15 protein-coding genes and 1 pseudogene are annotated in these 18,542 nt (G+C 69.0%); 12 read left to right on the plus strand and 4 right to left on the minus strand.

What is annotated here, in order from left to right:
• Window positions 1-16: 16 nt before the first annotated feature.
• The 8 genes from ACV229_RS17710 to ACV229_RS17745 are packed head-to-tail and all read left to right on the plus strand — an operon-like array spanning window position 17 to window position 7,275.
• On the plus strand, window positions 17-397 hold the full coding sequence (locus ACV229_RS17710) for a CpaD family pilus assembly lipoprotein (RefSeq protein WP_448084409.1): 381 nt from the start codon (window positions 17-19) through the stop codon (window positions 395-397).
• A 48-nt stretch (window positions 398-445) separates the two neighbouring features.
• Complete coding sequence (locus ACV229_RS17715; RefSeq protein WP_448084410.1) at window positions 446-1,669, plus strand: AAA family ATPase; 1,224 nt, start codon at window positions 446-448, stop codon at window positions 1,667-1,669.
• Window positions 1,666-3,051 carry a CpaF family protein gene (locus tag ACV229_RS17720; RefSeq protein ID WP_448084411.1) on the plus strand — a complete coding sequence of 462 codons (1,386 nt, stop codon included), beginning with the start codon at window positions 1,666-1,668 and terminating at the stop codon, window positions 3,049-3,051. Before ACV229_RS17715 ends, ACV229_RS17720 begins: the two co-directional genes overlap by 4 nt.
• Window positions 3,048-4,025: a type II secretion system F family protein gene (locus tag ACV229_RS17725; protein ID WP_448084412.1), complete on the plus strand. Its 978-nt coding sequence runs from the start codon at window positions 3,048-3,050 to the stop codon at window positions 4,023-4,025. The genes ACV229_RS17720 and ACV229_RS17725 overlap by 4 nt, the downstream gene beginning before the upstream one ends.
• Window positions 4,022-4,966 carry a type II secretion system F family protein gene (locus tag ACV229_RS17730; protein WP_448084413.1) on the plus strand — a complete coding sequence of 315 codons (945 nt, stop codon included), beginning with the start codon at window positions 4,022-4,024 and terminating at the stop codon, window positions 4,964-4,966. Before ACV229_RS17725 ends, ACV229_RS17730 begins: the two co-directional genes overlap by 4 nt.
• Window positions 4,963-5,820 (plus strand): tetratricopeptide repeat protein, encoded by an 858-nt coding sequence (locus tag ACV229_RS17735; protein ID WP_448084414.1) that lies wholly within the window; start codon window positions 4,963-4,965, stop codon window positions 5,818-5,820. Before ACV229_RS17730 ends, ACV229_RS17735 begins: the two co-directional genes overlap by 4 nt.
• Window positions 5,817-6,245, plus strand: coding sequence for a TadE/TadG family type IV pilus assembly protein (locus ACV229_RS17740; protein ID WP_448084415.1), 429 nt, complete (start codon window positions 5,817-5,819; stop codon window positions 6,243-6,245). The genes ACV229_RS17735 and ACV229_RS17740 overlap by 4 nt, the downstream gene beginning before the upstream one ends.
• Window positions 6,238-7,275 carry a TadG family pilus assembly protein gene (locus ACV229_RS17745; protein ID WP_448084416.1) on the plus strand — a complete coding sequence of 346 codons (1,038 nt, stop codon included), beginning with the start codon at window positions 6,238-6,240 and terminating at the stop codon, window positions 7,273-7,275. Before ACV229_RS17740 ends, ACV229_RS17745 begins: the two co-directional genes overlap by 8 nt.
• On the opposite strand, the gene ACV229_RS17750 is transcribed toward ACV229_RS17745, so the two are convergent.
• Window positions 7,239-8,528, minus strand: a complete 1,290-nt coding sequence (locus ACV229_RS17750; protein ID WP_448084417.1) for a glycosyltransferase family 87 protein — start codon at window positions 8,526-8,528, stop codon at window positions 7,239-7,241. The genes ACV229_RS17745 and ACV229_RS17750 overlap by 37 nt on opposite strands.
• 18 nt (window positions 8,529-8,546) lie before the next feature.
• A complete protein-coding gene (locus ACV229_RS17755) occupies window positions 8,547-9,647 on the minus strand; it encodes a glycosyltransferase family 2 protein (protein WP_448084418.1) in 1,101 nt (366 codons plus the stop codon).
• A gap of 301 nt (window positions 9,648-9,948) precedes the next feature.
• Here ACV229_RS17755 and ACV229_RS17760 point away from each other — a divergent pair, with 301 nt between their 5' ends.
• Window positions 9,949-10,323 (plus strand): phage protein NinX family protein, encoded by a 375-nt coding sequence (locus ACV229_RS17760; protein ID WP_448084419.1) that lies wholly within the window; start codon window positions 9,949-9,951, stop codon window positions 10,321-10,323.
• A gap of 14 nt (window positions 10,324-10,337) precedes the next feature.
• Here ACV229_RS17760 and ACV229_RS17765 read toward each other — a convergent pair whose 3' ends face one another.
• Together ACV229_RS17765 and ACV229_RS17770 are read right to left on the minus strand one after the other, a co-directional pair.
• Complete coding sequence (locus tag ACV229_RS17765) at window positions 10,338-11,339, minus strand: ABC transporter substrate-binding protein (RefSeq protein WP_448084420.1); 1,002 nt, start codon at window positions 11,337-11,339, stop codon at window positions 10,338-10,340.
• Between the two features lie 321 nt (window positions 11,340-11,660).
• Window positions 11,661-12,539 (minus strand): LysR family transcriptional regulator, encoded by an 879-nt coding sequence (locus ACV229_RS17770; protein ID WP_448084421.1) that lies wholly within the window; start codon window positions 12,537-12,539, stop codon window positions 11,661-11,663.
• A gap of 100 nt (window positions 12,540-12,639) precedes the next feature.
• Between ACV229_RS17770 and ACV229_RS17775 the strand changes: the two genes are divergently transcribed.
• The 3 genes and pseudogenes from ACV229_RS17775 to ACV229_RS17785 all read left to right on the plus strand — a co-directional run bounded on the left by ACV229_RS17775 (window position 12,640) and on the right by ACV229_RS17785 (window position 18,508).
• Window positions 12,640-14,217, plus strand: a complete 1,578-nt coding sequence (locus tag ACV229_RS17775) for an MFS transporter (RefSeq protein ID WP_448084422.1) — start codon at window positions 12,640-12,642, stop codon at window positions 14,215-14,217.
• Between the two features lie 189 nt (window positions 14,218-14,406).
• Window positions 14,407-17,169, plus strand: a pseudogene (locus tag ACV229_RS17780) (type VI secretion system Vgr family protein).
• Window positions 17,170-17,194: 25 nt separating this feature from the next.
• On the plus strand, window positions 17,195-18,508 hold the full coding sequence (locus ACV229_RS17785) for a VRR-NUC domain-containing protein (protein ID WP_448084423.1): 1,314 nt from the start codon (window positions 17,195-17,197) through the stop codon (window positions 18,506-18,508).
• Window positions 18,509-18,542: the final 34 nt, after the last annotated feature.

The raw sequence follows: 18,542 nt of genomic DNA on the forward strand, positions 1-18,542 counted from the left end.
CACCGGAGGCGCACCGATGCGATTTCGACCCACCGTCCTTGCGCTGCTGCCGCTCGTGCTCGCGGGCTGCCTGTCTGCGCCGCCGCCGCTGAACCTGCCCGACGCGTCGGTGATCGGCTTCGACGGCGCGCGCGCGCTGCCGCCCGACTGCGCGAAGCTGATGCAGCCGTCGCATCTCGTCGACGCGGGCTTCGGCCGCGCCGGCGTGCCGTTCGGCTGCGCGACCTACACGAACCTCGCGACGATGCTCGCGCGGCCCGAGGATCTCGTCGCACCGGTGCCGTATGCGGGGGCCGACGCGGACGTCGCGGCCAGCGCGGTGCGCCGCTATGTCGAGGACCGCGTGAAGGAGCCGATCCCGGGCCGGACGCAGACGACCGGCACGCCCGGGCACTGACCTGTCTGACGCCGACTTTCGCCGACTCTTGCCGATATCTCCGCGACCATGAACGTCCTCGACCGCCACAACGCCACACGCGCCGCCGCCGCGGCGAGCGCCGCCACCGCGGATCTCGTCGTGGTCGTGTCCGATCCCGGCAGCGCGGACGTGATCCGGCGGGTTGCGCAGGACCTGTCGATCCCGCGCGCGTATCTGCAGACCGGGAACTGCGACGACGCGATCCGCCTGCTGCAGCAGAACGAGCGCTCGCCGCGCCAGCTCGTCGTCGACGTGTCGGACTCGGTGCTGCCGGTGTCGGACCTGATGCGGCTCGCCGAGGTCTGCGATCCGTCGGTGCGCGTCGTCGCGATCGGCACGCAGAACGACGTCGGGCTGTTCCGCAACCTGCTCGGCATCGGCGTCCAGGATTACGTCGTCAAGCCGCTGACGGTCGAACTGATGCGGCGCACGCTGTCGGCGACCGAATCGGTCGTGCAGGTGCGCACCGGCAAGACCGTGAGCTTCGTCGGCGCGCGCGGCGGCGTCGGCGTGACGACGGTCGCGGTGAACCTCGCGCGCTGCCTCGCGGGCGAGAAGCGCCGCCGCGTCGCGTACGTCGACCTGAACCTGTACGGCGGCGGCGCGAACTCGATGCTCGGGCTGTCGAGCAACAACGGGCTGATCGAGCTGCTGAACATGGACCAGCGCCCGGACGACGCGCTGTTCGACCGGATGTTCGTCACGAAGGGCGACCGGCTGCACGTGCTGTCGGCGGAGCTCGCGTACGGCGCGGACGTGTCGCTGCGCGACGCGTCGATCGCGCATCTCGTCGACATGCTGAAGGACCGCTTCCACTACGTGCTGTTCGACGTCGGCGCGCGGGCCGGGCCGCTGTTCGAGGGCGCGCTGGCGGCGTCCGATCTCGTGCACATCGTGGCCGACCGCTCGGTGCATGCCGCATACGAGGCGGCGCGGCTCGCGCGCTTCACCGAGGAGCTGCCCGGCGACCGGATCCTGTCGATGGTGCTGAACAATCCGGTCCCGCCGGTCGAAGGGCGCGTCGCGCGCGCCGATTTCGAGGATGCGTTCGGGCGCGTGAAGCTGCGCGAGCTGCCGCACGAGCCGCAGGCGCTCGCGGTCGCGGAAAACCTCGGCGAACCGGTCGTCAATGGGAAGCGCAACGGCTTCGCGCATGAGATCGCCCAGCTCGCGAACGGCATCACCGGCGAGTCGATGACCGTCGCCGAGCCGTGGTACGCGCGGTTCATCAAGTGGAGGAAAGGATCGTGAAGTTCGGCACCCGCAACCGTCCGCCCGACGTCCCCGCGTCTGCCGCACCGGCCGCGCCGCGCCCGCTTGCCACCGCGCCGGTGCCCGTGCGCGCGGCAGGCGCCGGCGACAGCCACGAGGCGCTGATCCGCTCGGGCAAGTTCGATGCGATCCGCTCGGCGGTGTTCGCGTCGATCAACATGTCGGCCGCGCTGATGAAGACGCGCGACGAAGTGCGCGCCGGCATCGAGCAGGTTGCCGCGCATACGGTCGAGCGCGAGCAGCTGAAGATCACGGCCGGCGAACAGATGCTGATCGTCGACGCGATCCTGAACGACATGTTCGGCGTCGGGCCGATCGAGCCGCTGCTCGCCGACGACACGGTCACCGACATCCTCGTGAACGGGCCCGACCAGGTCTACGTCGAGCGCGCGGGGCGGCTCGAGCTCACGCCGCTGAAGTTTCGCGACAACGCGCACGTGACGAGCGTCGCGCAGCGGATCGCAGCGGCGGTGGGGCGCCGCGTCGACGAGAGCAGTCCGATGGTCGATGCGCGCCTTGCCGACGGCAGCCGCGTGAACGTCGTGCTGCCGCCGGTCGCGATGCGCGGCCCGTCGATCTCGATCCGCAAGTTCGCGAAACGCGACATCACGCTCGCGCGGATGGCGCAGCAGGGCAACATCTCGCACGCGATGCTGCAGGCGATGAAGGTCGCGTGCGCGTGCCGGCTGAACATCGTGATCTCGGGCGGCACGGGCTCCGGCAAGACGACGCTGCTCAATGCGCTGTCGCAGCATATCGAGGAGCACGAACGGATCGTGACGATCGAGGACGCCGCCGAGCTGCAGTTGCTGCAGCCGCACGTCGTCAGCCTCGAGACGCGGCCGGAGAACACCGAGGGAATCGGCGGGATCTCGCAGCGCGACCTCGTGCGCAACGCGCTGCGGATGCGGCCCGACCGGATCATCCTCGGCGAGATCCGCGGCCCGGAGGCGTTCGACGTGCTGCAGGCGATGAACACGGGCCATGACGGCTCGATGACGACGATCCACGCGAATTCGCCGCGCGACGCGATCAGCCGGCTCGAGAGCATGGTGATGATGGCGAACGCGAACCTGCAGCTGCTGTCGATCCGGCGCCAGATCGCGAGCGCCGTCCACCTGTTCGTGCAGGTCGAGCGGATGCGCGACGGCGTGCGCCGCGTCACGCGGATCACCGAGATCGTCGGGATGGAGGGCGAGGTGGTGATCACGCAGGACCTGTTCGCGTTCCGCCAGGACAGCGACACCACGCGCGACGTGGTCAAGGGCACGTTCGAGGCGTCGTCGCTGCGCCCGGCGTTCTCTGCGCGCGCTGCGTACTACGGTGTCGAGGATGCGCTCGCGGAGGTGTTCCGGCCATGACGGCGGCGGATCTGTTTGCGGCATGCGCGTTCGTCGTGATGCTCGGGATCGGGCTCGGGATCTCGTCGCTGATCGATCGCGTGCGCCACGCGCCCGCGCAGCGCATTCGCGCGCGGCTGCACCGGCTGTCGGCGCCACGTGCCGGCGGCGAAGCGGGCGAGGCCGGCGCCGCCGGCCTCGCGCTGTTCAGCCTCGAGCGCCGGCACGGACGCGCGCGCGCATGGCTGCAGCGCTACGTGACGCGCGTGCGTGCGGTAAGCGGCGACGGCGGCGTGCGCGTCGTCGTGGCCTGCACGCTCGCCGGCGCGATCGCGGCGCTCGTCGCGGTGAAGCTGATCGAACCGCCGGGGTTCGTGCGTCCGCTGCTCTATGCGGGGTTGCCGCTCGCCGCGCTGCGCGCCAGCTATCTCGGGCTGATCCGGCGTTTTCGCGTGCGTTTCCTCGAGGCGTTCCCGGACGCGATCGACCTGATCGTGCGCGCGGTGCGCGCGGGCATTCCGGTCACGCAGGCGATCAGCACGGTCGGCGACGGCGCGGCCGAACCCGTGCGCTCGACGTTCCGGACGATGGGTGACAGCCTGCGGCTCGGCGCGGACCTGAAGGACGTGCTGACGCAGGCGGCCGACCGGCTGATGATCGCGGACTTCTCGTTCTTCACCGTGTACCTGCTGCTGCAGCGCGAAACGGGCGGCAGCCTCGGCGAGTCGCTCGACGAGCTGTCGGGCATCATTCGCGCCCGCCGCGACATCCGCCTGAAGACCCGCGCGCTGACCGCCGAAAGCCGGATCACGACCCACATCATTTCGGCAATACCGTTCGTGATCGTCGCGGTGCTGTTCCTCGTGAACCGGTCGTACGTGATGCTGCTGTTCACGACGCACGCGGGCCACGTGATGCTGACGATCGCGGCCGTGCTGCTCGCAGTCGGGCTGCTCGTGATCCGGAAAATCTCCAGACTGGATACCGCGCGATGACGATGCCGACATTCGCCACCCACGCGCTCGAACTGCTGTTGCTGCTCGGCTGTGTCGTCCTCGCGCTGACGACGCCCGGCGGCAGCACGCGCAAGCGGATCGCGGTGCGCGCGCGGCAGGCGGCCGGGCAGCGCGCGCCGTCGCTCGACGCGGGGCTGCCGCAGCCGGGCGACGTTCGCAACGACCTGTCGCGGCGTCTCGCGGAACTCGGCGAACGGCTGCCGGTGCTCGACCCGATGCAGCGCGTGAAGCTCGGCCTGCAACTGGCGCGCGCCGGCTACCGCGACCGCCGCGCGGTGTCGTCGATGATCGGCATCAAGCTGACCTGCGGCGTGCTATTCGCGTGCTGCGCGATCGTGTTCAGTCCATATATCCCGCGCTTCGGCGGCTACTTCGTGATCCGCGCGCTCGCGATGATCGGCGCATTCGTGATCGGCGTGATCGTGCCCGAGTACGTGCTCGGCGTGATGATCCGGCGGCGGCGGCGGGCGATTGCCGCGTGCTTTCCGGACGCACTCGACCTGCTCGTGATCTGCACGATGGCCGGCAACAGTCTCGCGACCGGCGTGCGGCGCGTCGCGCACGAGCTCGAGCGGATCTGCCCGCCGCTCGCCGACGAGCTGACGGTCTGCGCGGACGAGCTGACGTTGAGCGGCGACGTATCCGCGACGCTGACGAATTTCGCGATGCGCGTCGATTTCACGTCGGCGCGCTCGCTCGCGACGACGCTGACCCAGTCGCAGCGCTACGGCACGCCGATCACGCAGGCGCTGCGGACGCTGTCGCGCACCGAGCGGACCGAGCAGATCGTCGCGCTCGAGGAGCGGGCCGCGAAGCTCGCACCGAAGATCACGCTGCCGATGATGCTGTTCATCCTGCCGACCGTGTGCCTGATTGCGGCGGGTCCGGCGGCGATCCGCCTGATCGAGGTATTCAAATGACACGAACCGCAATGCGCGCGCTCGCGCTTGCACTCGTGCTGCCGGCGCTGGCCGGCGGCTGCAGCTCGCCGGACGTCCGCACGCGGCCGGTGCTATCGCACAAGAGCGACGATCCGCAGACCGAGTTGCGGATCGCGGACAGCGCGCTGGCGGGCGGCAACGTCGAGCTCGCAGGGACGCTGTACGAGAAGGTGCTCGCCGCGCATCCCGATTCGCTCGCGGCGCGCGTCGGGCTCGGCGATGTCAACTACCGCACCGGCGACCTCGAGCGCGCGCGGATGCTCTATGCGGAAGCGGGCCGGCAGGCGCCGGCGGAGCTCGGCCCGCAGGTCGGTCTCGCGCGCGTCGCGCTGCGGCAGCGCCGGCTCGACGAGGCCGGCGAGCGGTACCGCGCGCTGCTCGCCGCGCAGCCGAACCTGCCGCTCGCGGCCGAGGGGCTCGGCACCGTGCTCGACCTGCAGGGGCGCCACGCGGACGCGCAGGTCGTGTACCGCGACGCGCTGCGCGCGCATCCCGACGCGCAGGGGCTGCGCGTCGACCTCGGGCTGTCGCTCGTGCTCGCGAACCGGCCGCGCGAGGGCGTGAACGTGCTGCTCGACGTCGCGGGGCTGCCCGACGCGCCGTGGCAGGCGCGGCAGAATCTCGCATTCGCGTACGGCGTGCTCGGCAATACCGACTCGGCGAAGAAGCTGCTGGCCGCGGACCTGCCGTCGTCGGCGGTCGCCGACAACCTGCGTTTCTACGAAGCGGTGCGCGCGCGCCTCGCGTCGCGCGGGGCCGGCGCCGGCCCTGCGTCGCTGTCCGGTACGGCGGCGCAGCGCGACGCGCGTGCCGGCACGGAGGCCGCAAAATGACACGCCGGGCGCTCGGCGCCCGCCACGCGCGCGGCGTCGTGTCCCTCGAGTTCGTGCTGATGCTGCCATTCCTGCTGATGGTGCTGCTCGGCATCATCGATTGCAGCCTGCTGCTGTGCGACAAGGCCGTGATCACCAATGCGAGCCGCGAGGCCGCGCGCGCGGGCGTCGTCGTGCGCGTGCCGATGCTGACCACGACGCAGATCGGCAACGTGGCGCTCAACTACACGCAGAACAGCCTGATCACGGGCGGCACCGCGACGACGCCGGCCGTGACCGTGACACAGGCGAGCGGCACGACGTCGGGCACCGCGCTGACGGTGACCGTGACCTATACGTACACGGGGCTCGTGCTGGGCTCCGCGTTCAGCGCGCTGACGGGGCCGGTCACCGTGTCGGCGACATCGGTGATGCTCTATGAATGACACGGGCCTGCGCGAACCCGCCGGCGAACGGCAGCGCGGCTCCGTCGCGCTGTTCTTCCTGCTGTTCCTGATTCCGTTGCTGTCGTTCGGCGCGCTCGCGATCGACGTCGCATGGGTGGCCGTGGCACGCAACCAGTTGCAGACCGCGGCCGATGCCGCGGCGCTGGCCGGCGCGGACAAGCTGTTGTCGTCCGGCGCGGCGACGCTGAGCTGGGCGCAGGCGGCGAGCGCGGCGAATGGCGCGGTTGCGTTGAACTCGGCGGCCGGCGCGCCGCTGTCGACGGGCACGGTCGCGACCGGCTACTGGAACCTGACAGGCAGCCCCGCGACGATGCAGGCGACGACCGTCACGCCCGGCGTCTACGACGCGCCGGCCGTGCAGGTCACCGTGTCGCGCGCGGCCGGCGTGAACGGCGGCACGATCCCGCTGCTGCTCGGCGGGCTGCTCGGCATTCCCGGCGCGTCGGGCAGCGCGACCGCGGTGGCCGTGCTGGCCGCGCCCGGCGGCATCGCGTCGGGCGGCCTGTTTCCGCTCGCGATCGACCAGTGCATCTACAACCAGTACTGGAGTACGGCGACCAACCAGCCGCTCATCAATCCGCTGACGAACCTGCCGTACGAGTTCGTCATCACGAACGGCCAGACCTATGGCGCGTCGTGCGTGGGCGGGCAGTGGACGTCGTTCCTGTCGACCGCGACCGACACGACGACGATGGCGGGGCTGATGACGACCGGCAATCCGACGCCGCTCGCGATCGGCAACAGCATCAACCTCGCGACCGGCGTGAAGGCGACGCTCTACACGTCGGTGCCGGTCGGCACGACCGTCGTGCTGCCGGTCGTCACGCAGACGGCGACCAGCACCTACGTGCCGGTCGTCGCGTTCGCGGCGTTCCAGATCGACGCGGCGGCCGGCGGCTCCGTCAAGACCATCCAGGGCCACTTCGTCGCCGGCGTCAAGCTGAACGGCATCGCATCGGGTGTCGGCCCGTACTACGGCGTGTACGCGCCGCCGCGGCTCGCGCTGTGAGCGCGGGCCGGCCATGCGCGTGAACGGTCCTCGGGCCGCACGCGCCGCAGCAGCACGAGGAGTGCGAAGAGGATCACGGCCGGCCCGATCTGCGGCAACTGCATCCACGGGTTCAGGTATTCGTACGCGGGCAGCGCCCACATGAGGACGACGGCCGTCTGCTCGTCACGCCGCCAGCCGTCGCGCCAGCCGAGCGACACGATGCATGCGAACGCGATGCCGAGCCACACGAGCTCGTAATGCCACAGGTACGGATTCGCGGCGAGCGTCGCGACGGCCAGCACCGCGCCGCGCAGGCGCGTGTCGCGGGTGCGCGCCCATACGATGCACGCGGCCGCGATCGCGATCGCCGCGATGCAGCCCTGGGCGGCGTACGCGGCCGCAAGCGGCACGCCGGCGATGCGCAGCGCGGCGAACGGCGTCGGCGACGCGAACCAGAACACGACGCTGTGCTCGAGGATGATCGTGCGCGCGAGTCCCGCGTTCGCGGCGAACAGGCGCAGCGACTGCACGCCGCACACGAGCACGCTGAGCGCGACGAACGCCACGGCAGTGGCGGCGGCCCACGCGAACGTGCGCCACGCACGCGCGGCGATCAGCACGAACGGGAACAGCAGCGCCATCTGCGGCTTGATCGCCAGCAGGCCGATGCAGACGCCGGCCCACGCCGGCCGGCGGTCGGTCCAGTACACGGCCAGCGCGGCGAACGACGCGGTCAGGAACGCGTTCTGCCCGAACACCGCGGTGACGAACACGCACGGGCACCCGATCAGCACGAGCCAGCCGAAGCGTCGCGTGCCGGGGAGCGCACCGAGCCGCGCGACGCGCCACACCGCGAAGCCGAACAGCGCGATGCCGGCGGCCATGAACAGCGGATACGCGATCGCATAGGGCAGCAGCGCGAGCGGCGTCACCATCGTCAGGTAGGTGGGCGGGTAGAGCCACGCGAGAAAGCTGTCGCGGGTGAACGGCGGGAACAGACTGGCGAGGAGCCGCACGAATGCCGGGTAGTCGTACGCCTGCCACGGGGCGCCGTGGAGCATCACGTACGACGCGGCCCAGAACACCGAAAAATCCGCGCCCGGGCGCGTCGTGATCATCGCGCTCGAACTGGCGCGCGCGCGCACCCAGATCCACGCGAACAACGCGAACAGCGCCAGCGCGAGCAGGCTGTACAGCACGACCCGCTCGCGCGTCACCCAGGTCCGGACGGGGCGGGCGTCGACGCGCAGCGATTGCGGGGAGAGATCCATGATGGCTTGCGTCGTGGGCTACTTGACCGACATCTTTCGGGCGGGGGGAGCGGCGGATGCCGGCGTCGCCGGCCGGCGACGCGCGGCGGCCATCCGCTTGACCGGGAACGGCAGCAGCTTCGAGCCCGGCTGCGCGTGGCCGTTCGGCGCGGGCTGCACGTGCGCGTGGCGTTCGGCGCGGTAGCGGCGCCGCACGAGATAGACGGGGCGCTGCTTCGACTCGTGATAGATGCGGCCGAGGTATTCGCCGATCACGCCGATGCCGATCAACTGGATGCCGCCGATGAACAGCACGACTGAAATCAGCGACGCATAGCCGTGCACGGGATTGCCGAACAGCAGCGTGCGCAACACGATGAACGTGCCGTAGACAAGTGCGAGCATCGCGAACGCGAGGCCGACATAGGTCCACACGCGCAGCGGCACCGTGCTGAAGCTCGTGATGCCTTCGAGCGCGAAGTTCCAGCGCCGCCAGCCGGAGAATTTCGACCGGCCGCCGCTGCGCGGCGCGCGCGTGTATTCGACGATCGCGGTGCGAAAGCCGACCCACGCGAACAGTCCCTTCATGAAGCGTCGCCGCTCCGGCAGCGCGCGCAGCGCGTCGACGACCTGGCGGTCCATCAGCCGGAAATCGCCGACGTTTTCCGGCATCTCGACTTCGGACAGCGCGTTGTGCACGCGATAGTAGAGCGCGGCGGCCGCGCGCTGCATGAACGGATCGCACATCCGGTTCGTGCGCTTCGCCGCGACGACCTCGGCGCCGGCGCGCCAGTGCTCGATCATCGTCGGGATCAGCGCGGGCGGATCCTGCAGGTCGGCGTCGATCAGGATCACCGCGGCGCCGGTCGCTTCGTCGAGGCCGGCGGTCAGCGCGGCTTCCTTGCCGAACCGGCGCGTGAGGTCGATGACGCGGATGCGCGGGTCGCCGGACGCGACACTGATCAGCCTGTCGAGCGTGCGGTCGCGGCTGCCGTCGTTGACGCAGACGATCTCGAAACGGACCGAATCGACCGACTCGAGAATCGGCAGGGTCTCGGCAAAGAACGCATCGATCGCTTCGTATTCGTCGTGAAACGGCACGACGAGCGATACCAGCGGTTTTCTGGCGTGCGTGGACATGCGTCCCCCCGAAAGATCCTTGCTGCGCGGCATCGTGTGGATCGTGATCCCGTTGTGGTCGGCGGCGGAGCGGCGGCGTTCCCGATCCTGCACGAATTCTGGTTCTGGTCTGGCTTGCCCGCTTGTTGCCGAGCCGGGACGGGCCGGGCGGCGGGTGTGCCGGCCATTTTACGCACGAATCGGCGATTCGTAACAGGGTTGCGCGGGTTTGTCCGGACAGCGTGTCACCGAGGAAAACCCGGTTCGCCGGCGGTGCGCGCGGCGCGCTAGCATGGGGCTTTCGGCGGCGATGGAGGCGGCCATGCAAGTCCAGGATTTGACGGGCGCATCGCTGGATTACTGGGTGGCGGTGGCGGAAGGGCTCGGCGCGCCGCGCGTCGACGCCGCCGGCTGCCGGGCCGTGCGCGAGGCGGGCGGTGCGCCGGTGCCGTTCGCGCCGTCGTCGTCGTGGACCGACGGCGGTCCGCTCGTCGAACGCCTGCCGTTCGCCGCGCTCGAGCGCGACGGCGGGCGCGGTGCATGGCGGGCCGTGCTGCACCGCGCGGTGCCGGCCGCGGGCGAGCGTTGCACGTTCAACCAGTCGGGCCCGACGCTGCTGATCGCGGCGATGCGCACGCTCGTCGCGTCGACGTTCGGCGACGACGTGCCGGATCTCGACATGACGAAGGCGCGGTGAAGGAGTGACGTCGTTTATCCGGCGGACAGGTTCCGGATCGCGATCGCCGCCACGTCCACCCGTCTCGGCAGGATCGCGTCGGCGGCCGCGCGGTCGGCGACCCGCTGCAGCACGCCGATGTCCGCCGCTGTGACATCGCGCTGCGCCAGCGCGGCCCGGCGCGCGATGTCGGCGGCCGCGTCGGCCGGGAGCCGCGTGAGCGACGCATACACGGCCGCGTAGTCGGCCGGATGCGCGAGCGCCCATTGTCCCGCGCGCGCGAACCGCGCGAGCACGTCCGCGAGCGCTGCGCGTTTCGCGCGATCGTCGAGCGTCGTGACGGGCGACGTGAGGAACGCGAGCCCGGAGTTGATGCCGCTGCCGTCGCGGACGATCCGTGCGCCGCGGCGTACCGCATGACCGTAATACGGATCGAAGGTCGCCCAGACGTCGATCCGTTTCGCCTCGAACGCGGCGAACGCATCGACGGGCAGCACGAAGCGCACGTCGACGTCCTGTCGCGCGAGGCCGTGTTCGCGCAGCGCGCCGTATAGCTGGTACTGCGAGATGCTGCCGCGCGCGGACGACACGACGACCGTGCGGCCCTTCAGGTCGGCGATCGCGCGCACCGGCGAATCCGGTTGCACGACGATTCCGAGCGATGCGGGCGAGCCGACGCGGGTCGCGACGATCCGCAGCGCGGGATCGCCGAGCGCCGCCGTCAGCACGGGCAGGTCGCCGGCCGGCGCGAGGTCGATCGCGCCCGCGCGCTGCGCTTCGAACAGCGGCGCGGCACCCTGGAAATTCGCCCAGCGGAACCGGTACGGCGCGCCGTCGAGCACGCGCGCGGCTTCCGCGAGCGCGCGCAGGCCACCGGCCTGGTCGCCGAGCACGAGCGTGACGTCCGACAGGTCGGGGAGGGCGGCGCCGGCCGGTGGCGCGATGCTGGCGGCGAGCGGCGCGGCGGCCAGGCTCGCGAGACGCAGCAGCGCGCGTCGGCGGGCAGGGTGTGGCGGACGGAACGGAGGCGGGTTCATCGGCGGCGATCTCTCGGGTGATCCGCGCGCTCGCGGCGCGGCTGACGCCCAGATTACGGAATCGGTTCCGCGCGGACAAACATCGAATCGCGATATGCATATTCGCGTGCCGGCGGATGGCGGCCGGACGGCGCGACGACCTTGCCGGTCGACGGCCGGCGGCGCAGGATTGCTGCGTGCTGCGTGCTGCGTGCTGCGTGCTGCGTGCTGCGTGCTGCGTGCTGCGCGCTGCGTGCTGCGTGCTGCGTGCTGCGAGCCTCGTGACTTATGCCGGTCGTGACCCTTCCGCCGGCGGCAGCGCGCGATGCGATGCCGCCCGGCTCAGTCCGGCTGCGACACGATCCGCAGGAATGCGCGCACGGCCGGTGCTTTCTCGAAGCGCCGGAATGCCAGCGCGAGCTCGGACGTGATCGGCTTGCCCGCGAGCGGTCGGTAGACGACGCCCGGCAGCGCGACGCAGCGTGCGAGCGCGTCCGGAATCACCGCGACCCAGCCGTTGACGGACACGCACGCGAGCACCGCGAGCAAGCCGCCCGGCCGCGCGGCGATCACCGGCGCAAAGCGCCCGCGGCGCGCGACCTCGAGCGTGCCGAGTTCCTGCTCGGGCACCGCGAACTGCATACCGGCGAGATCGGCGGCCTTGATCGACTGCTGCGCGGCGAGCGACGAATCGGCCGGCACGGCCGCGATGAACACGTCGCGCTGCAGCGTGACGGTCCGGATCTCGCCGGGCAGCGGCATCGGCGGCCGCACATACGCGATGTCGAGCCGGCCCGAGTCGATCTGCTTCGCGACGTCGTCCATCGGCACTTCGCGCAGGTTCAGCTCGATGCGCGGATGCGCGACGCGAAATGCGCCGACCGTGCGCTGCAGCGTGCCCGAATAGACGGCCGACGACACGTAGCCGACCTCGATCCGGCCCAGTTCGCCGCGTTCGGCGAGCGTCGCGAGCTCGCGGCCGCGCTGCAGGTGCTCGAACGCGGCGCTCGCCTCGGCGAGGTACGCCTCGCCCGCGGCGCTCAGCGTGACCGAGCGCCGCGACCGCTGAAACAGCCGCACGCCGAGCAGCCGCTCCGCTTCCTGGATCTGCCGCGTGAGCGCGGGCGGCGCCATGTCGAGCGCATCGGCCGCGCGGGCGAAGTGAAGGTGCTGCGCGACGCTCAGGAACGCGCGGACGTGACGGAATTCGAGCTGACCCATGATTGTAGAAATCGTCAATAAAACAGCGTGGGAATGTCAATGACGGGCAATACCGGGAAAGCCTAGCATACGGCTCGACCATCCTGTCCCGGAGTCTCCGATGTCCCAGTCTTCCCAGGCGCCGCGTGCGGGCGAACCTGCCGCCGTGCCCGCGCCGCGCGGCGGCACGCGGCTGCCCGCCGCCGCGACGCTCGCCGTCGCGTCCGCCACCTGCTCGCTGATCGTGCTCGACACGAACGTCGTCGCGGTGGCGCTGCCGAGCATCGCGCGCAGCTTTCACGCGAGCTTTGCCGACATCGAATGGGTGGTAAGCGCATACATGACCGCGTTCGCCGCGTGCCTGCTGCCCGCCGGCGGGCTCGCCGACCGTTTCGGGCGCAAGCGGATGCTGGCGGCCGGCCTCGCGATCTTCTTCGCGGCGTCGCTCGGCTGCGGGATCGCGCCGTCGGCCGAGTGGCTGATCGCGGCGCGCGCGGTCAAGGGCGGTGGCGCCGCGCTGCTGCTGACGGCCGCGCTCGCCGTGATCGCGAACCGCTTCCCGGACGGGCGCGAGCGTGCCCGCGCGTGGGCAATCTGGGGGATGTGCATGGGCGTTGCGACCGCGATCGCGCCGCTCGTCGGCGGCGCGATCACGCAGTGGATCGGCTGGCGCTGGGTGTTCCTGCTGAACCTGCCGGTGTGCGCGCTGCTCGCCGTGGGCGCGCGCGCGGCGATCGACGAATCGCGCGATCCGCACGCGAAGCGCGTCGACGCAATCGGCAGCCTGCTGTTCGGCGCGGCGCTCGCATGCGGGATCGCGGCGCTGATCGGCGCGCCGGCGCACGGCTGGCTGGCAGCGGGCACGCTTGGCCGTTTCGGGCTCGCCGCCGCGCTGTTCGCGGGCTTCGTCGCGGCCGAGCGCTGGCAGGCGCGGTCGATGATCGATCTCGCGCTGTTCCGCGCGCCGCGTTTCGTCGGCGCGGTGCTCGCGATGTTCGGTTATGCGGCGTGCGCGCAGGTGATGATGACGTTCCTGCCGCTGTACCTGCAGAACGCGTTCGGCATGTCGGCGATCGACGCAGGGCTCGGGATGCTGCCGTTCGCGTTCGCGATGATCGTCGGGCCGTCGTTCGGTGCGGCCCTGGCGGCGCGCATGTCGTCCGGCGGCGTGCTCGCGGGCGGGCTCGCACTGATCGGTGCCGGCAACCTGCTGACTGCGGCGCTGACGGCGAGCGGCGACTACCGGCTCGTCGCGATCGGCATGTTCGTGACGGGCTGCGGCGCCGGCATCATGAACGGCGACACGCAGAAGGCGATCATGGCGTGCGTGCCGGCGAACCGCACGGGCATGGCGTCGGGAATCAGCACGACGACGCGCTTTACCGCGATCGTGACGGCCGTCGGCGTGCTCGGCGCGGTGCTCGCCGCACGTGCGCACACACAGCTCGATCGGCTGCTCGCGGCGGCGCCCGGCGTGCGCGGGTTCGTCGATGCGCCGTTCATGTCGAGCCTGCTGGCCGGCGATCTCGCGCGCGCGCTCGGGCGCGTACCGCCGGAGGCGGCGAAGACGCTCGCGGACGCCGCGCCCGCCGCGTTCGCGAGCGGGTTTGCCGATGCACTGAATTTGAGCGGCGTGCTCGCGCTCATCGGAGCGGTCGTGATAAGGCGGTTGCTCGCGCAACCATCGAGCAGGGGGTGACGGCGCGCCGAGTTCTACGGACGCAAATCGCATGTGACGTCGCGCACGATTCTGCTGTCGACGCTCGGCTCGGTCGTGTCGCTGTCGGTGTTGTTGACGCGGCCTTTCGTTTTCCAGACCGCGGGTAAAATCCCGCGTGCAGTACCAGACGCTATCCGAGAGCGCTGTAATAAAAACGAAAGGCTAACAATGAACGAGCAGAACCTCGCTGCCGCATTGCGTGGCAGCCTGATTCAGCAGGAACGGTTGTTGAAGCTCGACACACCGCTTGGGCCAAACGCCTTGGTGGTGCAGCGGGCCGTCGGTCGATCGACGATCGGCCGGGATTACGCGTTCACGCTGGACGTGGTGTCGCTGGACAGCGCGATCGAGCTGAAGAAGCTCATCGCGCAACCCGTCACCCTGTGGATCCAGCAGGCGAACGGCACTTACCGCCCGGTCCACGGCTACGTCTATACCGCGCGCCGGCTGGGCGCCGACGGCGGCCTCACGACGTATCAGATCACGCTGCAGACGTGGATGCACGTGCTGAAGTTCCGGCGCGACCAGAAGATCTGGATCGACAGGACGGTCGAGGACATCGTGTCCGACGTGCTGGATCAGCATCCGGAGGCCCGCGGCCGGTTTCGCTTCGTGCTGTCGGATTCGCTGCCGAACCGCTCGTACACGCGGCAGAGCGAAACCGACTGGAACTTCGTGCACCGTTTGCTCGAGAGCGAGGGACTGTTCGGATACTGGGAGCAGGCCGACGACGGCACCTCCCATACGCTCGTGATCACGGATCGGCCGGACACGTTCCCTGAGCTGCCGGCAAAGACCGTTTCGTTCTATCGATCGGATACGCAAGCCGAGGTCGACGCGTTCACGCAGTGGTCCGGCACGCGCACGCTTCAGAGCGCGACGCTGACCACCCGTACGTCCGACTACAAGAATCCGTCGCCCACGTCGAACCCGAAGGGCACGACGGTGCCGACCGCAGCGAACCAGGGCAATCTGCCGGGCCAGCTCGAAGTCTACGAATACACCGGCGCCTACACGTATCTGCAACAGCAGCGCGGGGACAAGCTGTCCCGAATCCGCATGGAGGAGTGGGAGTCGCGCGCGAAGCGCTTCCACGGTGCGGGCGGGGTCCGCGGGATCGACGCCGGCCGGCGCTTCACGCTGGCCGATCATCCGGCGCACGATGCCGATCCCGTCGAGCAGCGCGAGTTTGCCGCGATCGAGGTGCGCTGGTGGATCGAGAACAACCTGCCGGTCACGCATGCGCCGAACTTCCCGCACAGCCTGCACAGCGACATCGCCGACGCGCGGGCCGGACGCTCGGCCGACGCATCGTTGTAGGTGGCGCATGCCGACGGATCGGTCGGCTTCTATCTGGTCGAGGTCGAAGCGCAACGTACGACTGTCCCGTACCGCAGCCCGTTCGAGCACGAGAAACCGGAGATGCACCTGGAGACGGCGATCGTCGTCGGCCCGTCGGGCGAAGAGGTGTACACCGACGAACTGAACCGGATCCGCATTCAGTTCGTCTGGGATCGCGTGAACCCATGCGACCAGCGCGCATCGTGCTGGGTGCGCGTCGTGCAGTCGGACACCGGCGGCGGCTACGGGGGCGTGCACATTCCACGCATCGGCGAAGAAGTGCTGATCGATCACGTCGGCGGCGATTGGGACAGGCCGCTGGCTGTGGCCCGCGTCTACAACGGTGCGACTGCGCCGCAATGGCACAGCAACGGAATTCTTTCGGGCTACCGATCGAAGGAGTATTCGGGCGCCGGGTTCAACCAGCTCGTGATGGACGATGCAACCGGACAGAACCGGGTGCAGCTGGCGAGCAGCTCGAGCAATAGCCTGCTGCACCTCGGCTACCTGATCGACCAGCAGGACAACACGCGCGGGCCTTACCTCGGCAACGGCTTCGATTTGCGCACGGACGCGTACGGCGCGGTGCGCGCGAGCCAGGGCATGTACGTGACGACGCATGCGAAGGCGCCGAACAGCCAGGCGCTCGATGTGAAGGAAACGCAGCAGCAGCTCGTCAACGCGGAGAGCCTGCTGGAGTCGATGTCGGGTGTCGCCGAGCAGCACCAGGCGGAATCGCTGAAACCGGGTCACGACGCGATGCGCGCGTTTACCGACGCGACCCAGGACAGCGTGTCCGGTGCGGCGTCGGGCGGGCGTACCGCAGGTGGCGGCACGGGCTCGGCGAACGCGTTCAAGGAGCCGGTGATGCTGTTCGGCAGCCCGGCCGGCATTGGTCTGTCGACGCAGGAGTCCCTGCATGTGAACGCGCAGATGCACGTCAATCTGGTCAGCGGGCAAAGCACGCATATTGCTGCCGGCAAATCGTTGATCGCCAGCATCGCGGAAAAGCTCAGCCTGTTTGTGCAGAACGCGGGCATGAAGCTCTTCGCCGGGAAGGGAAAGGTTGAGATCCAAGCGCACGACGACAACATCGAGATCACCGCGCAGAAGACCGTCAAGGTGCTGTCGACGACAGACAGGATCGAGGTCGCCGGTGCGAACGAAATCCTGTTGACGTCAGGCGGGGCCTACATCCGTTTGAAGGGCGGGGACATCGAAATCCACGCCCCGGGCAGCATCGATGTGAAGGGCGCGCAGCACAGCTTCAGCGGCCCGACGAGTCAGTCCTTTGCGATGCCGCAATACAAACCGTCGTATCAGAGGTACTACGTTCTGAAAAACCAGACGGATGGCTCGCCGCTGGTGCAGCACGCCTATGAACTGAAGCTTCCCTCTGGGCGTACCGTGCTCGGTCATACAAACGATCTCGGTGAAACTGTGCCGGTGTTCACGCCGAGCGCGCAGAGCGTGGGTCTGAAGGCGTTCGAGCAGGACAAGCAGGACGTTGAGCCATGGAAATACGCGGGTGGAGGGCAGCCCGACATCTGGGCTGATTACCTCAAGGATGCAAACGACGAGAGCGCCTGAACGTTGGCGACACGAGGAGAAGACGATGGGTGGATCACTTCAACCTGCAGGTGCGTGCGAGACGATTCGGGAGCGCGTTCCGCAGTACGCGTCATTGCCGCCTGGAACCAAAGGGTATTTGCAGGAAAAGGTCGAGCATGCGCTGAAAACGGCAAGATACATTCCCGTCAAATTGCGCAACGGTTCTGTGATCTACCGCTTGCTTATGCAGGTTGCGATGAGCGGACCGATGATTATCGAAGAGAAGGCGCGGGAATGGTTGTTCCAGTACAAGGCCGAAGTGAGTTTCGACATGTGGCCAGCCGTCTTATCGAAAGGGGCGCAGGCCCCCATCCCTTTCCTGAGCGATGACAAACCTCAAGGGGCGGAGCGTCGTCGCAGCCTGAACCCGTTTCCGCGTGGCGCGAAACCCGGATTTCTTCGACGCCCTGACGTGATTATCGTCGAAAGTCCAGCGGTTCTCTGGCCCGGTCGCGGCAATATTGATCGTGAAGGCGGGTCGCATACCGGCAATTTGCTGCGACTTGTGGAGGTAAAGTTTCCGGGCGACGATTGGGGCGTGGGTCAAGAGAAAGCGTACCAAGATATTTCCGGCGACTTCAAAACACGCATGACCGTGATCGACGTGAGCGATTGCAATGGCGAGCTAAAAAAGATTCCTGTACCGGCGCCGATCCCAGCACCGAAGACCGGAGACGAGAAGCAGCGACAGCGCGTCCCCATTCGGACCGTGACACCGATACCGCATCCGGTCTGGTACGAGGACTGGTGGCAAAAGGCGCAACAGTATGGGGATGAAATCGAACAGGCAGTTGCCCCGGTGTGGGACGCGGTTCATCGTGGATATTCCTACTTGTCCGCTGAGACCAGCGCATTCTTGCATCAGCACGCCGCGTGGATGTTTACAGCGGGTCAATGGGTAAGTGACAAGGCACATAGCGCATGGGTATGGGTTGACGAGACAGGTCACGAGATCTTTCGCTATACAGCCGCGCAGCTCAAGGCCGGATGGGAGGCGATTGTGCGAATGACCGATATGACGTGGGAAGTACTCAAGCATATCGATTGGGCGCAGGTCGGCGTGACATTGCTGAAAGGGGCGGCGATCGCTGTTGCGGTGGTCGTCGGCGTCGCAATCGTTATCCTGTTGGTTCCCGAATTGCTCGCGATTCTCGCTGCGCTGTGTGCGATCATCGCCGCTGGCATAGAAGCTGCTGCCGCCCTGGCCGTCACGCTCGGCGTGGTTATCGAGGCAGGCGCGGACGCCATTGCGGCACTGGCCGCTTCGCTCGGTGGGACGGCAGCGGCCGGGGGCGCGCTTGCCGCGTCCGCTGACTGATCGAATCCATGCCCGATAGATTAATAGGTAACCC

It is taken from the genome of Burkholderia sp. MR1-5-21, from assembly GCF_053427715.1.